The sequence below is a fragment of the Petrotoga sibirica DSM 13575 genome (assembly GCF_002924625.1).
In the GTDB taxonomy this organism is placed as follows: Bacteria; Thermotogota; Thermotogae; order Petrotogales; family Petrotogaceae; genus Petrotoga; species Petrotoga sibirica.
Window position 1 is genome coordinate 1 of record NZ_JAHC01000032.1, and the last position, 14628, is coordinate 14628.

The 14628-nt window shown below is 35.3% G+C and carries 14 protein-coding genes and 2 pseudogenes; 7 read left to right on the forward strand and 9 right to left on the reverse strand.

Translation table 11 applies throughout. The features are described 5' to 3' along the window. The first annotated feature begins 157 nt into the window (after positions 1 to 157). From AA80_RS07710 to AA80_RS07725, 5 genes and pseudogenes are all read left to right on the forward strand, one after another. A complete protein-coding gene (locus AA80_RS07710; RefSeq protein WP_103877213.1) occupies positions 158 to 1195 on the forward strand; it encodes an ABC transporter permease in 1038 nt (345 codons plus the stop codon). Between the two features lie 10 nt (positions 1196 to 1205). Beyond that, a pseudogene (locus AA80_RS10510) lies at positions 1206 to 1343 on the forward strand (ABC transporter permease); the annotation flags it as partial. Positions 1344 to 1787: 444 nt separating this feature from the next. After that, positions 1788 to 2531 (forward strand): annotated as a pseudogene (locus tag AA80_RS10515) (ABC transporter permease); the annotation flags it as partial. A 19-nt stretch (positions 2532 to 2550) separates the two neighbouring features. Further along, positions 2551 to 3570 carry an ABC transporter ATP-binding protein gene (locus tag AA80_RS07720; protein WP_103877215.1) on the forward strand — a complete coding sequence of 340 codons (1020 nt, stop codon included), beginning with the start codon at positions 2551 to 2553 and terminating at the stop codon, positions 3568 to 3570. Further along, positions 3570 to 4748, forward strand: coding sequence for an ABC transporter ATP-binding protein (locus AA80_RS07725; RefSeq protein ID WP_103877216.1), 1179 nt, complete (start codon positions 3570 to 3572; stop codon positions 4746 to 4748). The genes AA80_RS07720 and AA80_RS07725 overlap by 1 nt, the downstream gene beginning before the upstream one ends. 33 nt (positions 4749 to 4781) lie before the next feature. Here the strand turns inward: AA80_RS07725 and AA80_RS07730 are convergent, their stop codons facing one another. The 4 genes from AA80_RS07730 to AA80_RS07740 are packed head-to-tail and all read right to left on the reverse strand — an operon-like array spanning position 4782 to position 6889. After that, positions 4782 to 5237, reverse strand: a complete 456-nt coding sequence (locus AA80_RS07730) for a SoxR reducing system RseC family protein (protein WP_103877217.1) — start codon at positions 5235 to 5237, stop codon at positions 4782 to 4784. Next, positions 5209 to 6132, reverse strand: a complete 924-nt coding sequence (gene thrB / locus AA80_RS07735; protein WP_103877218.1) for a homoserine kinase — start codon at positions 6130 to 6132, stop codon at positions 5209 to 5211. Before thrB ends, AA80_RS07730 begins: the two co-directional genes overlap by 29 nt. Before the next feature lie 23 nt (positions 6133 to 6155). After that, positions 6156 to 6332, reverse strand: coding sequence for a hypothetical protein (locus AA80_RS10055; protein WP_158248408.1), 177 nt, complete (start codon positions 6330 to 6332; stop codon positions 6156 to 6158). After that, on the reverse strand, positions 6329 to 6889 hold the full coding sequence (locus AA80_RS07740; RefSeq protein WP_103877219.1) for an RNA polymerase sigma factor: 561 nt from the start codon (positions 6887 to 6889) through the stop codon (positions 6329 to 6331). Before AA80_RS07740 ends, AA80_RS10055 begins: the two co-directional genes overlap by 4 nt. A 275-nt stretch (positions 6890 to 7164) precedes the next feature. On the opposite strand from AA80_RS07740, the gene AA80_RS07745 reads away from it, so the two are divergent. Then, a complete protein-coding gene (locus AA80_RS07745; RefSeq protein WP_103877220.1) occupies positions 7165 to 8460 on the forward strand; it encodes a Glu/Leu/Phe/Val family dehydrogenase in 1296 nt (431 codons plus the stop codon). A 109-nt stretch (positions 8461 to 8569) separates the two neighbouring features. Next, entirely contained in the window at positions 8570 to 9010 is a 441-nt protein-coding gene (locus tag AA80_RS07750) for a hypothetical protein (protein ID WP_103877221.1), read from the forward strand. On the opposite strand, the gene AA80_RS07755 is transcribed toward AA80_RS07750, so the two are convergent. From AA80_RS07755 to leuC, 5 genes are read right to left on the reverse strand one after another with little or no spacing between them, the layout of a single operon-like run. Next, positions 8999 to 10180 (reverse strand): aminotransferase-like domain-containing protein, encoded by a 1182-nt coding sequence (locus AA80_RS07755; RefSeq protein ID WP_103877222.1) that lies wholly within the window; start codon positions 10178 to 10180, stop codon positions 8999 to 9001. The genes AA80_RS07750 and AA80_RS07755 overlap by 12 nt on opposite strands. 50 nt (positions 10181 to 10230) lie before the next feature. Beyond that, positions 10231 to 11811: a citramalate synthase gene (gene cimA, locus AA80_RS07760; RefSeq protein WP_103877223.1), complete on the reverse strand. Its 1581-nt coding sequence runs from the start codon at positions 11809 to 11811 to the stop codon at positions 10231 to 10233. Positions 11812 to 11817: 6 nt separating this feature from the next. Then, on the reverse strand, positions 11818 to 12867 hold the full coding sequence (locus AA80_RS07765; protein WP_103877224.1) for a 3-isopropylmalate dehydrogenase: 1050 nt from the start codon (positions 12865 to 12867) through the stop codon (positions 11818 to 11820). Next, positions 12868 to 13362, reverse strand: a complete 495-nt coding sequence (gene leuD / locus AA80_RS07770; RefSeq protein WP_103877225.1) for a 3-isopropylmalate dehydratase small subunit — start codon at positions 13360 to 13362, stop codon at positions 12868 to 12870. Next, entirely contained in the window at positions 13359 to 14618 is a 1260-nt protein-coding gene (leuC, locus tag AA80_RS07775; RefSeq protein ID WP_103877226.1) for a 3-isopropylmalate dehydratase large subunit, read from the reverse strand. Before leuC ends, leuD begins: the two co-directional genes overlap by 4 nt. Positions 14619 to 14628 lie beyond the last annotated feature (10 nt).

Genomic DNA, 14628 nt, shown 5'->3' on the forward strand with positions numbered 1-14628 from the left:
TGATTATTATTATAACTACACCAAAGTTGAGTAATAATTTTGCTAAGATATTGTAAAAAGAAAATTTTTTGTAGTAGAATGAGAAGAGAGGGGGGATCCCCTCTCTTTTTAAGTGATTACTTATTAAGTATATTTAACAGAGCGGAGGTGTTTTCTTTTGACAACATACATTATCAGAAGGTTGTTATTACTCCCTTTGATTATGTTGGGTGTTACTTTGATAGTCTTTTCTATGCAGCAATTACTCGGACCTTTGAAACTTTTATCTACTTATGTTGATCCAAATACTTATGCTAAATTATCCGATCAGGATAAAATCATTTTAATGGAGCAGTATGGTTTGACTGATCCCTTGCCAGTTAGATATGGCAAATGGATTGGGAATTTGCTCAAGGGTGATCTGGGATGGTCTGTGGTAGGGAAAGAACCGGTTATTGATGCTTTATTACATAGATTTCCCTATACTGTAGAATTGGCACTATATGCTCTTTTCCCTATAATAGGAGTTGGTATATGGTTCGGGGTTACTGCAGCAGTCCACCATAATTCATTCATAGATCAAACTATTAGAATATTCGCTTTAATTGGCTGGTCTTTGCCAGATTTTGTTTGGGCAATCATGGTCTTATTGATATTTTATATTGGATTGGGATGGTTTCCACCAGGTAACTTAAGCTTGTGGGCGGATGAAGTTGTAAAAAGTGCCACCTTTAATAACTATACTCGTCTTTTGACTATAGATGCATTAATCAATGGAAGAATCGATGTATTTTGGGATGCTTTAAGACATATTATAGGTCCTATTATTGCTATATCTTGGTTATGGTGGGCTAATCTATTGAGGATAACACGATCTTCGATGTTGGAAGTTCTTAGAAAAGATTACATAAGGACTGCAAGATCAAAAGGGTTGTCAGAACAAGTAGTTATAAACAAACATGCCAGAAGAAATGCTCTAATCCCTGTTGTAACAACCGCAGGTCAAATGGTTATTGGTTTGTTGGCAGGGGTTGTTATAGTAGAGATGGTTTTTGTTAGAACAGGTTTAGGATCCTTCGCGGCAACAGCTGCTCAAACACTTGATTATGCTTCTATAATGGGTGTTTTATTGTTCACTTCTTTTATTCTTATTGTAGGAAATCTTATAATCGATGTATCTTACGCGTTCATCGATCCAAGAATCAGGTTAGGGTGAGGTGAAAATTGTGAATGAAGAAACAAAAAGGGCGTTGAAACGTTTTTTTACTAATCCTTCTGCCATCATTGGTTTTTCTATATTAGTACTTTTCATAATTATTGCAATATTTGCACCAGTAATAGCACCTCCTCATTTACCAAGCGAAAGAAACTTAGAAAGAGCTCGTGAATTAATAAATGCTGATTCAAATATGGATAAAGATTCCATCATTCAAGAGTTTCAAAACTATTGGGAAGACACATATTTTTTTGCTGAAATGGATTATCAAGATATGTCAAATTTGATGGAAAGTGTTGAAAAGTTTGAAGATGGAGAAATCGAAAAAGAAGAGTTAAAATCCGAAATTAAAGAATTAGTTGATATGTATGTTCTAAATATGTCATACTACGAAGATTTTGATGAAGATACTAACGGTGTAATTAGAAGGTTGAGAAATGAATATAAAAACGTAGTTAAAAGGTATGAAAGGTCTTTAAGATTTTCAGAAATGATCAGCAGCCTGCAATCATTCGAAGGGCAAGATTTCAAAAATGAATCCTTAAAAGTTTATGAAACATTAAACAAAGATTTCCTGAACTCAATTGAATTCGATCCCTTCTTGATTCCCAATGTGGTTTCAACATTAGAACCTATACCACCATCGCCTGAGCATCCTTTTGGGGTAGTAAATCAAAAGGATATCTTTTATGGTGTTGTATGGGGAAGTAGAACCGCTTTTCAGATAGGTTTGATAGTAGTTTTAATATCAACTATCATCGGGCTTTTTATAGGTTCAGTTGCTGCCTATTTTGGTGGATGGCTCGAAGAAGTTCTGATGAGAATCACGGATATTTTTATGTCAATACCTTTTATGCTTGCAGCTATGGTTTTAACAACTATTTTAGGGCTTGGAGTTAGAAATATGATGATTGCTTTGATAATTTTTGGTTGGATGGTCACCGCAAGATTGATCAGAGGGAACATACTTCAAGCCAAAAACGAACAGTATGTTATGGCCGCCAAAGCTCTCGGGGTAAGAGATGCGGCAATTATAGTCAAACATATCTTACCTAATACGATATTTCCCGTTTTGATAAATGCTACCATGAGGATTGGATCAATGGTTATCACTGCAGCAGCTTTGAGTTTCTTGGGTTTAGGTGCACCACAAGGATACGCTGATTGGGGATCAATATTATCATATTCCAGAGACTGGATCATTGGGGGTACAAATCCAAGCCAGTACTGGTTCACAATATTGTATCCCGGGGTGGCTATGATTCTTTTTGTCATGGGTTGGAATTTATTGGGGGATGCCCTAAGAGACGTTTTCGATCCAAGAATGAGACGATAAAGTGAGAGGAGGAAGCTTTTTGAAAGATAACAATAGTGAACCTATACTTCGTGTTGATAATTTGCATGTCCACTTTAAGACAGAGGACGGGATAATAAAGGCTGTAAACGGTGCCAGTTTTGAGCTTTACCCTGGGGAAACCTTGGCAATTGTTGGAGAATCTGGTTCAGGTAAAACTGTTACCGCACTAAGCACTATAAGGCTGCTAGACGAAAACGGATGGATCGCTGAAGGAGAAATACAGTACAAAGATATGGATGTTTTGTCTTTATCGTACAATCATCTCAGAAAAATACGAGGTAAAGAGATCTCGATGATTTTCCAAGAGCCTATGACCGCTTTAAACCCAGTCTACACGATTGGCGAACAAATCATGGAATCTCTTGAATTACATCTTAAAATGAATGAAAAAGAAGGTAAAAAAAGAGCGATCGATTTATTAAAAAAAGTTGGTATTCCTGAACCAGAAAGGCGAATCGACCAATACCCTCACGAATTATCTGGTGGAATGAGGCAGAGAGCTATGATCGCTATGGCTTTAGCTTGCAACCCTTCCATACTTATAGCAGATGAGCCAACTACTGCGCTGGATGTTACCATTCAGGCACAGATACTGGAACTCATGAAGGATTTACAAAATGAGTTTAAGATGGCAATAATCTTTATTACACATGATCTTGGAGTAATTGCCGAGATGGCTGATAGGGCGTTAGTTATGTATGGGGGAGAAGTGGTTGAAAGTGGTGAAATCAAAACCATTTTTAAAAGGCCACGTCATCCATATACATGGGGGTTGATGAATTCTATTCCCAGAATAGACAAAGAAGAGGAGAGGTTGCTTTCAATTCCTGGTATAGTTCCAAACCCCTTGAACTTTCCAAAAGGTTGTAAATTTTCAAACAGGTGTTTCTTTGCTGACCAAAAATGCGTAGATGAAGATCCAAACTTGGAAGAAATAGAGCCATGTCATTTTTCCCGTTGTTGGCACATAGATAAATTATTGGAAAATATGAACAAAGTTAAAGAAGGTGAAGTATAGTGCCAAATAGTGACAAAATAATACTAAAGGTTGAAAATTTAAAAAAATATTTTCCTGTTAGAGCAGGTGTATTCAAAAGGATTGTTGCTAACGTATTAGCTGTAGACGATATTAGCTTTGAAATAAAAGAAGGAGAAACTTTGGGGCTTGTTGGAGAATCAGGTTGTGGTAAAAGTACAGCGGGAATGACCATCCTAAGATTATACGAACCAACATATGGACGAATTATAATGGGAGATCAAGACACTACACCTTGGTTTATGAAAAATACCACCATTAATCAGTATGTTAAAAAGATTTATGCAGACAGATTCGAGAAAATGAAAAAAGAATTAGGCTCAGAAGAAGAAGTTATTAAGAATTTGGATAATGAAATAGATAAAAAATACGCACAATTATATTTTCAAAATGGAGTAAGAGAAATAAAAAAAGATTTGTTGTCTAATTTGAACGAAAAAAGAAGAACCTTCAGAAAAAATGCTCAAGTCATTTTTCAAGATCCATATTCTTCTTTAAATCCAAGAATGAGAGTACTGGACATCATAGGAGAAGGTATGAAAGTGAATAAAATGGGTACATCTTCTGAAATCAGAGATAGAGTTGCCAACTTAATGGAAACAGTAGGGTTATCCAAAGATTATGTATATAGATATCCACACCAATTTTCCGGTGGGCAAAGACAAAGAATAGGAATAGCTCGTGCTTTGGCATTGGATCCAAAATTAATCATTTCTGATGAAGCTGTTTCCGCATTAGATGTTTCGATTCAATCTCAAATCATAAATTTAATGGTTGACTTGAAAAATGATTATGGCTTAACGTATGTTTTTATAGCTCACGATTTGGCCGTTGTGAAACACATAAGCGACAGAATAGCGGTTATGTATCTAGGAAAGATAGCTGAATTAACAACGAAAAAAGAGCTCTTTGAAGAGCCTTTACATCCTTATACGGTTTCCTTGATGTCCGCTATTCCCATTCCAGATCCGGAAGTTAAGAAGAAAAGAGTGGTTTTACAAGGCGATGTACCCAGTCCTCTAAATCCACCTTCAGGTTGTAGGTTTCATCCTCGATGCCCAATTGCTAAGGATATTTGTAGCAAAGAAGAACCACCACTTAAAGAAGTTAAACCAGGTCATTATGTGGCTTGCCATTATCCTGGTGAGTTTAAAATTTAAAAGCTTGGGTAAAAACCCAAGCTTTTAAATACTTTAAATTTCTCCTTTTTCGTGCAATTTTAGATCTATTTTTTTCTCCAACTTTTGTAGTATGACCGGTAGATATCTGTCTTTTAATTTTTTTCTATCGTACTGATGAATTAAAAAATAAGTAATTCCCATTCCTAAGACACCTGCCAAGAAAGAGAAGATATCTGAAAAGCCCAAAGTATAGAGAATGGAAATTATAGACAAGAAAATGATTAAAGGAATCCCATAAGCTAAAAAAGAAAGTTTCACTACTGGAACTTCAGGCATTTCTACAATTACTTTATCTCCTTTTTTTACATCGACTTTTTCTGTGTTTTTAGCTTTTAACTTCAACTCGTTTGATCCACCTAATAGAGTACAGCCACCTTTCATTGCACAGCTTTCGCATTCTTGTGTCCTTGTGGTTCTCAAATATACGTAATTATCATCTTTAGCGATAACATCCATTATTTCTCTCATCGTTTAATACCTCCAATCCTTGATGACATATGTCAAAAACTGTTACCGTGTAGCTTTGGTCAAAGTGAGAAAGAAATTGGACGATCTCATTTTCAATATATTTATAATCTCCATCCAAAATTGCCAAGATCGTCGGTCCAGAACCACTCAAGAAATAACCCTTTGTACCTATTTTCATCAATTTAGACGTTATTTCTTCCCAGTGAGGGATAAAGTCTTTACGATATGGTTGATGAATCTTATCTTTTGTAGCTTCTGATAAGTTTTCAAAATTTGACGTTACAAGTGAAGCCACTAGAAGGCCAACTCTACTTATATTAAACACTGCGTCTTCAAGGGGAACACTTTTTGGTAAAAGTGAGCGGGCTTTTTTTGTAGAAAAATGAAAATCAGGGATAATAGCTAATAACTTCAACTGAGTTGGTAAATCGATTTTTACATATTTAACTTCTTTTTCCAACAAGCACCCTACCGTTAATCCTCCAACTAAGGCAGGTAAAATATTATCGGTATGTCCATCCATCGTAGCGGCTAAATATATTATCTCTTCTTTCTTTAAAGGACTATTAAGAAGCGCATTGGCAGCTGCCAGACCTCCAGCTATACACGCCGCACTGCTTCCTAAACCTCTTGCAATAGGTATATTATTAATAAGATTTATGCGAAGACCTTTTGGGTGGAAATCTACTGCGTCAAACAGTCGTTTCATTGCCAGATAAACCAAATTACGTTCATTAGTTTCTATATGTTCTTGATCTTTTACGGGAACGTGAATTTCAAGGCCACCATTAGTTTCTTCGACTTCTATGATATTGTACAATCGTAAAGCTATTCCTAAACTGTCAAATCCTGGTCCTATATTGGCAGTTGTTGCTGGAACTTTTACTCTGATCATTTTTTCAACCCTTTCATAAAGACTTATCCTATATTAAGTTTATTTTTAACATTGTTGATAACAGATTTTTCGCAGGAAAAATATGTCTTAATTATGTTCTTGTATAGATTGATTATTTTCTTACAGTTATCATTTAACTCAGCTTCCTTGATTTTCCCCTCAAAAAAATCGTTCAACAATTCTTCTTCTTTTTCATTCATACGAACTTAGCCTCCTCTATCAATTGTCTCAATTTTTTTCTCGTATAATGTAGCTTACTTTTTACAGTCCCTAAAGGGATTTCCATTATCTCGGCAATTTCATTGTAACTCATACCATCGATATCTCTTAACTTAATCAGTAGTCTTTCCTCCTCGTTAAGTTTTTCCATTATGTTTAAAATCATTTGGTAATCAAGCTCTTCTAGTACTTCATTTTTTACATTGGTATTGGAAATTGCTTGGATATTATGATTTTGATCCGTTTCATCTTCAAAATCCACAGAAGTTTCTTTGCTTCGTTGATATTTGCGAGTATAATTTTTACCAACATTGACAGCTATTCTATAAATCCAAGTAGATAACTTGGAACGGCCTTTAAATCCATTTATCCCTTTAATAATTCGTAGAAACACTTCTTGAAGGGCATCTTCTATTTCATCATGGTTAACGTAATTAATTAAAACCCCGTAAATTTTTGGTGCATACTCTTCGTATAATTTTTTAAACGAATCGGGATTATTTTTTTTAAGGTCTTCTACGAATTTTTCCTCTGTCAATTTGATTCTCTCCCAAAATAATTTGTTCATTTTATTATACCATAAATTGTTAGCAGGACTCTTTGAAAAATTTTTCTTTGAAATTTTTTTCATAGTTGACAAAAATGTAGATAATTGGCTCTAAATTCTTATAATTGCTTCTAATCGTCTATGAGTAGATTTCTTTGGATTTGAAACTTTGAGAAAAAAGGGATAAAATATTTATGTAGGATTGAAAGTGAGATTTTAAAGTTTTAAGAAATATGAAAGCAATAACATAAAGGAGGATTTCAAAGATGGAAGAAACAAAAAAGGTAAGCTTGTACGATAACGCGGTTAAGCAATTCGACAGAGCTGCTAGAATCATGGAATTAGACAGAAATTTAAGAGAAGTATTAATCAAACCTAAGAGAGAACTCACAGTTAATTTCCCGGTGCGTATGGATGATGGGTCAATCAAGGTTTTTACTGGTTATAGGGTACAACACAATGTTTCTAGGGGTCCAGCAAAAGGTGGAATCAGGTACCATCCAGATGTCACATTAGATGAAGTTAAAGCGTTGGCTTTTTGGATGACGTGGAAGTCTGCTGTAGTAGATATACCCTATGGTGGGGCTAAAGGCGGCGTTACAGTGGATCCGCTTAAACTTTCAGATTCAGAATTAGAGAAATTGTCCAGAAGGTTTTTCTCTGAAATTCAAATCATAATAGGTGAAGAGAAAGATATCCCCGCCCCAGATGTAAACACTGATGGTCAAATAATGTCTTGGTGGATGGATACGTATTCGATGAATATCGGACATACTACTTTAGGTATAGTCACAGGTAAGCCTTTAGAGATTGGAGGTTCTGAAGGAAGAACAGAAGCAACGGGAAGAGGAGTAAATATATGTACTGAGGAAGCTGTAAAGTATTTGAGAGAGAAAGGAAAGCTAAATAAAAAAGATGAAGAAATAACCGTTGCTATTCAAGGTTTCGGTAACGTGGGTTCTTACTTAGCTTTGACCCTTACAGAAGAAACTAAATTTAAGCTAGTCGCAATATCTGATTATAGCGGTGGTTTTTATAAAGAGTCTGGTTTCACAGCAGAAGAGATTCGTAAGTTAATGGATAGAACTAGAGGTAGAAAAGCATTGTTATTGGATGTTAACGAAGAAGGTTATAAAGAGATAACCAACGAAGAATTGTTGAAGCTAGATGTAGATGTTTTGGCCCCTTGTGCTTTAGAGAATGCAGTAAATGAAGATAATGCAGATGATATAAGAGCAAAACTTATTGTAGAAGGAGCCAACGGTCCATTAACCCCAGAAGCAGACGACATCTTGTTGTCCAAAAATGTCCTTATAGTACCGGATTTCTTGGCAAATGCTGGTGGAGTGACGGTTTCGTACTTTGAGTGGGTGCAAGGACTTCAGTGGAATTTTTGGGAACTTGAAGATATCAGAAAGGCCCTTCATAAAAAGATGAAGAATGCATTTTGTGATGTTATTCAAACGATGGAAAAGTATGAAATTGATATGAGAACAGCTGCTTATGTGAGAGCCATTGAACGTGTGGCAAACGCTACAAAGTTAAGAGGAATCTATCCCTGATAAGAAATAACAAAATATACCCCTTCCTTAATTATTTAGGAAGGGGTAATTTTTTGGTTACTTTGTTTAAGTAAAATAGAACGAGTTTATTTAATAAAGGAGTGGAAAAATGGCTTTTACATTAATTTCGGTATTTATAAACTCTACAATTGGTTTTTTTCTGGTTGATATGTTGTATTGGATTTTTTCACTAGTAATCTTAGGTATTATAATGTACATTTCCTGGAGAAAAAATATGTACAGCAAATTGGGTAACTTTATTTTATTAGTAGGGATTTTATTTTCTTTTTTTGGTTATCTAAATAATTTTGATCCATCTTATTTTTATTTGTTAATTAACCTGTCCGCCTTTTTTGCTGTTCTTTATACGGCTTTTAACAAAAAAATATTGATTATCTTATCTTGGTTGTTAAATGGTTTTTCTCTGGGATACATCATCGCATCTTTGAGAAACTTAAATTTAGGCATTATATTTGGTATAATTATTTTCCTTATTGGATTAAGAGATGCGTTTTTGCCTAAAAAGTTTGATGACCATTTAAATAATTAACTCCTGTATTGCAGAGGTTAACCTTTTTATACCCTCTTCGATGCTTTTTTCATTTGCACAGGAATAATTTAATCTCAAGGTATTTACATTTTTTTTATCAATGTAAAAAGGGTCTCCGGGGACGAAGGCAACCTTTTTTTCAATAGCTTTGTCAAACAACTGAAGAGCAGAAATGTTGTTTGGTAAAGTTATCCATAGAAACATTCCACCTTGTGGATCTGTATACTCTACGTTTTTGGGGAAATATTTTTTGATACTTTTTATCATGGAATTTTTTTGACTGCCATACCTCATTTTTATGTTTATTATATGTTTGTCTAGGTCGTTCTCTTTCAAGAACTGGTATAGTATTCTTTGCCCTACGTAATTAGAATGAAGATCAGCACCTTGCTTAGCGGTTACAAGATTCTCCAACACATCTTCAGGAGCCACCACCCAGCCTAGTCTAAATCCTGGGGCAACAATTTTTGAAAATGATCCTAAAAGTATCGTTTGTTCAGGTATCAATTTTTTGAATGAAACATTATCTTCTCCTTCAAATCTTAACTCTCCATATGGGTCATCTTCGATAAGGTAAATATTGTGATTTTTCAATATTTCAGCTATCTTTTCTCTATTTTTATTTGTATAAGTGATTCCCGAAGGATTTTGAAAATTTGGGACGGTGTACAGTAATTTTGGTGAAAACTCTTCCAAAACATCTTTTAATTCCACTAAATCGAGTCCTTCTGGACATAGTTTAACTGGTTTAAAATTCTTGGTGTATACCGATAATGCCTGTATAGCTCCTAAATAGCCAGGTTCTTCAATTGCAATAAAATCATCTTCGTTCAAAAATAATTTTCCAAGTAAGTCAAGGGCTTGTTGAGATCCATGAGTTATTAAAACATCGTCTTTTGTTATGTTTAAACCTTTCTTTTCATTGTATCTATTGGCAATAAATTCTCTTAAAGGTGGGTATCCTTCTGTGGTACTGTACTGTAGTATCTCTTTACCGTGATTATCAAACTGATAAACAGCTGCAGTTTTTATCTCTTCTATTGGAAATAAATCGGCGTTCGGTAAACCGCCGGCGAATGAAATTATTTCCGGATCATCTATTACCTTAAGTATCTCTCTTATAAAAGAACGTGGTACGTTTTTCATACGATTAGAGTATATATTTTCCATTTTTTCTCTCCTTCTGGGAAGTTTTTATCACAATTGGCCCTGTTATCCTTTTAATGTTCTTTAACGGGTGAAAAATTATCTACAAACAATCCATATTCTACACTGTCTAACAAAGCTTTCCAACTCGCCTGAATTATGTTAGTTGAAACACCCACAGTAGTCCAAGTTTTATCGGTGTCTGAAGTTTCTATTAAGACCCGCACCTTCGCGGCAGTTCCAGAAGTACTGTCTAACACCCTTACTTTGTAATCTATCAATTTCATGTTCTTCAGTGAAGGGAAAAAGTTTTGCAAGGCTTTTCTTAACGCCATATCTAAAGCATTAACAGGGCCGTCGCCTTCAGCAACGGCATGGACCGTTTCACCATTTATTTTTAATTTGACAATCGCTTCTGTTCCTGTGCCTTCGATAAAATTGTAATGAAGAATGTTGAAATTCTCCACTTGAAAATTTGGGGCATAGTCAAAAAATTCTCTTAATACTAAGAGTTTTAAAGAAGCGTCAGCACCTTCAAATTGATATCCATCATGCTCATATTCCTTTATCTTTGATGTTAACTTTTTGAACTGTTCTTCAGAAAATTGAGTAATATCAAAGCCTAATTCTTCTAGTTTTGATTTTAAATTACTTTTTCCTGATAACTCTGAAACTAATATTCTTCTAGTGTTTCCCACCCATTCTGGAGATATGTGTTCATAAGTGTGAGGATTTTTAAGAATGGCGCTAACATGGACACCCCCTTTATGTGTGAAGGCGCTTCTTCCTACATAAGGTTTCCTGTTGTCAGGAGTTAAATTAGCAATTTCAGTTACGTAATTATAAAGTGAGGTTGTTTTTTCTACATTTATTTTTGGTAATTTAAACCCGTATTTAAACTTCAAGTTAGGTATTATAATACAAAGATCTGCATTACCGCATCTTTCCCCCAGACCTCCCACCGTTCCTTGTATTTGTTCAATTCCCTCTTCAATAGCTGTAAGAGAATTGGCTACAGCAAAACCGGAATCATTGTGAGCATGAATGCCTAAAGGTATTTTTATTTTTTCTTTTACCGTTTCTATTGCTTCTTTGACCTTTGAAGGTGTTTGCCCTCCGTTTGTGTCACACAAAACAGCAATTGAAGCACCAGAGTTTTGTGCAACTTCTAAGGTTTTAATGGCATATTTTTGATTATGGTTAAAACCATCAAAAAAGTGTTCGGCATCGAAAAATACCTCTAACCCTTCTCGTTTTAAGAAAGTTATCGTATCTTCTATAAGTTTTAGGTTATCATCAAGAGAAATGCCCAATGCTTGAGAAACATGGAAATCCCAACTTTTTGCAAATATAGTAACTATTTTTGCCCCAGAAGAAACCAATTTTAATATATTTGGATCATCTTCTGCCTTTGTTCCATACCTTTTTGTAGAACTAAAGGCAACTATTTCACTATTTTTAAATGATATATTTTGAACTTTTTTAAAGAATTCTTCATCTTTAGGATTAGACCCTGGCCAACCACCTTCGATGTAGTCTATTCCGTACTCATCTAGTTTTTTAGCTATTTTTAATTTATCTTCCACAGTTAGAGAAACATTCTCACCCTGGGTTCCATCTCTTAAAGTGGTATCAAATAATTTAGGTTCTTCCAATTTGGTTCACCCTCTTTTTAAGATTTTGACAATTTCGTCTCCTACTTCACCGGTGCTTAAATTCCCCCCCATGTCTTTAGAAAGTAAGTTTTCATCGATAGATATCTTAATCGCACCTTCAATTTTATCTGATAAGTCTTTTCTTCCTAGATATTCCAACATCATCGCGGCGGCTAAAATCGCAGCAAGGGGATTTGCAATACCTTTACCAGCAATATCTGGGGCTGAACCATGAACAGGTTCAAACATGGAAACGGTATTCGGATTTATATTTCCTGAGGCAGCTAATCCCATTCCTCCCTGGAGTTCTGCACCCAGATCTGTAATGATATCTCCAAACATATTGCAGGTTACTATTACATCGAAAATTTCTGGATTTCGTACCATTTTCATCGTTATAGCATCTACATAGTAATGATCAGTCTGAACTTCGGGATATTCTTTCTTTAACTCTTCAAATACTCTCAACCATAGTCCGTGAGAATAAGTTAGTACATTACTTTTATCACAAAGAGTTAGTTTACCATTGATATTTTTTGCATACTCAAAAGCATAACGGATGATTCGTTCTACACCTTTTCTAGTAGAAATCATCTCTTGTATTGCTACTTCGTCTTGAGTATCTTTTTTTAAAATTCCACCAATACCTGCATAAAGTCCTTCTGTGTTTTCTCTTATTACTGTAAAATTGATCTCATTAACACCCTTCTTCTTCAAAGGAGAAAACCTGTCGTTTAGTAGTTTTATAGGTCTTAAATTGACGTATTGATCAAAATGAAATCGTAATTTTAATAGTATCCCATGCTCTAAGATCCCCGCTGGTACACGTGGATCCCCCACAGCCCCTAAATATATAGCGTCGAATGTTTCTAATCTTTTCAATATGGAATCTGGAATCAATTCTCCATATTTTAGAAATCGTTCGGCTCCAATATCGAACTCTTCAAATTTGAGGTTCAAACTATACTTTTCCCCCATAAAATTTAATACTTTAAGCCCTTCATTGATTACTTCCTTACCAATTCCATCTCCAGGTAGAACGGCTATAGACGGCATTTATTGAGTGACCTCCTTCTTGATCTTCTCTATCAAACCACCGGAAGATATTATTTCTTGAAGAAATTTTGGGTATTTTTCTGAATAATATTCTTTATTGTTTTTTAGATCCTTGATGATACCATTGTCCAAGTCTATTTCAATTTCCGAACCATCTTCAATGTTATGGGAAGCCTCTTTGGAAATAAGTATAGGTAAGCCAATATTTATAGCGTTACGATAAAAAATCCTTGCAAAACTTTCTGCTATGACACAAGAAACACCAGCCGTCTTAATCGATAATGGAGCGTGTTCGCGAGAACTTCCTGAACCAAAGTTCCTCCCAGCGACTATAATATCTCCTTTTTTTACTTTTTTTACGAACTCTTTATCTATATCTTCCATGCAATGTTGTGCCAATATTTCTGGTTCTGGATTGTTTAAATATCTAGCTGGTATAATAACATCTGTATCAACGTTGTCACCGTATTTGAAAACTCTCCCTCTGAATTTCACCTTATAACCTCCTCAGGATGAGTAATGTATCCACTAATGGCAGAAGCTGCAGCTACCGCAGGATTGGATAAATAAACTTCACTTTCTGGATGCCCCATCCTTCCAACAAAATTTCTGTTAGTTGTAGATATCGCCTTCTCGCCTTTTGCCAAAACTCCCATATGGCCACCAAGGCAAGGTCCGCATGTTGGTGTACTTACAGCAGCTCCAGCTTCAATGAATATTTCGATTAAGCCTTCTTTTAGTGCCTGCATGTATATATCTTGGGTGCCAGGAAAAATAATGCACCTTACATTTGGGCTGATTTTTTGTCCCTTAAGTACTTGAGCAGCAATTCTTAAGTCTTCTATTCTTCCGTTGGTGCAAGAACCTATTACAGATTGATCAATTTTTATCCCCTTTGCTTCATGAACCGGTTTGGTGTTTTCAGGCAAGTGTGGAAATGCAACTTGTGGGTCTATATTTGAAACATCGTATTCGATAACCTCTTTATAAGTGGCATTGGGATCGCTATTTACTGGTGTATACTCTCTTACTGCCCTTTCTATCAAGTAATTCTTGGTTTTTTCATCGTATTCAAATAAACCACATTTTGCCCCTGCTTCAATAGCCATATTTGCCATAGCCATTCTCGAATCAATAGAAAGATCTTTGATCGTATCTCCAGTAAATTCAATAGAATTATACAGTGCTCCATCTACTCCAATATCCCCAATCGTGTAGAGTATTAAATCCTTTCCAGTGACCCATGGGTTTAGCTTGCCTTTGTATACAATCTTTATACTTTCTGGAACTCGGAACCATAAGTAACCAGTAGCCATCGCTGCAGCCATGTCGGTGCTTCCAACACCTGTACCTAAACAGTTAAGTGCTCCATAGGTACATGTATGGGAATCTGCTCCTATAACGATCTCACCAGGCAAGGCTAGTCCCTTTTCTGGTATTAAGCAGTGTTCAATCCCCATCTTACCTATCTCAAAATAATTAAGAATATTCATCTCTTTTGCGAAATTTCTTATAAGCAAAGCATTTTGTGCAGATTTTATGTCTTTGTTTGGAGTAAAGTGATCTGGAACTATTGCAACCCTTTCATTATCAAATACTTGAGATAACCCTATTTTTCTAAATTCATTTATGGCAACAGGAGTTGTTACATCGTTCCCAAGTACCAGATCTACTCTTGCATTAACAATTTCCCCGGGTTTTACCTTACTTTTATTTGAATGAGACGCAAGAATCTTCTCTACAATAGTCATTTCTTTTTAT

Coding starts and splice junctions, on each gene's coding strand:
- AA80_RS07730 (WP_103877217.1), bottom strand. CDS start 5,237: ATGAGAGAAATAATGGATGTTATCGCTAAAGATGATAATTACGTATAT.
- thrB (WP_103877218.1), bottom strand. CDS start 6,132: ATGATCAGAGTAAAAGTTCCAGCAACAACTGCCAATATAGGACCAGGA.
- AA80_RS10055 (WP_158248408.1), bottom strand. CDS start 6,332: ATGAATGAAAAAGAAGAAGAATTGTTGAACGATTTTTTTGAGGGGAAA.
- AA80_RS07745 (WP_103877220.1), top strand. CDS start 7,165: ATGGAAGAAACAAAAAAGGTAAGCTTGTACGATAACGCGGTTAAGCAA.
- AA80_RS07750 (WP_103877221.1), top strand. CDS start 8,570: ATGGCTTTTACATTAATTTCGGTATTTATAAACTCTACAATTGGTTTT.
- AA80_RS07755 (WP_103877222.1), bottom strand. CDS start 10,180: ATGGAAAATATATACTCTAATCGTATGAAAAACGTACCACGTTCTTTT.
- AA80_RS07765 (WP_103877224.1), bottom strand. CDS start 12,867: ATGCCGTCTATAGCCGTTCTACCTGGAGATGGAATTGGTAAGGAAGTA.
- leuC (WP_103877226.1), bottom strand. CDS start 14,618: ATGACTATTGTAGAGAAGATTCTTGCGTCTCATTCAAATAAAAGTAAG.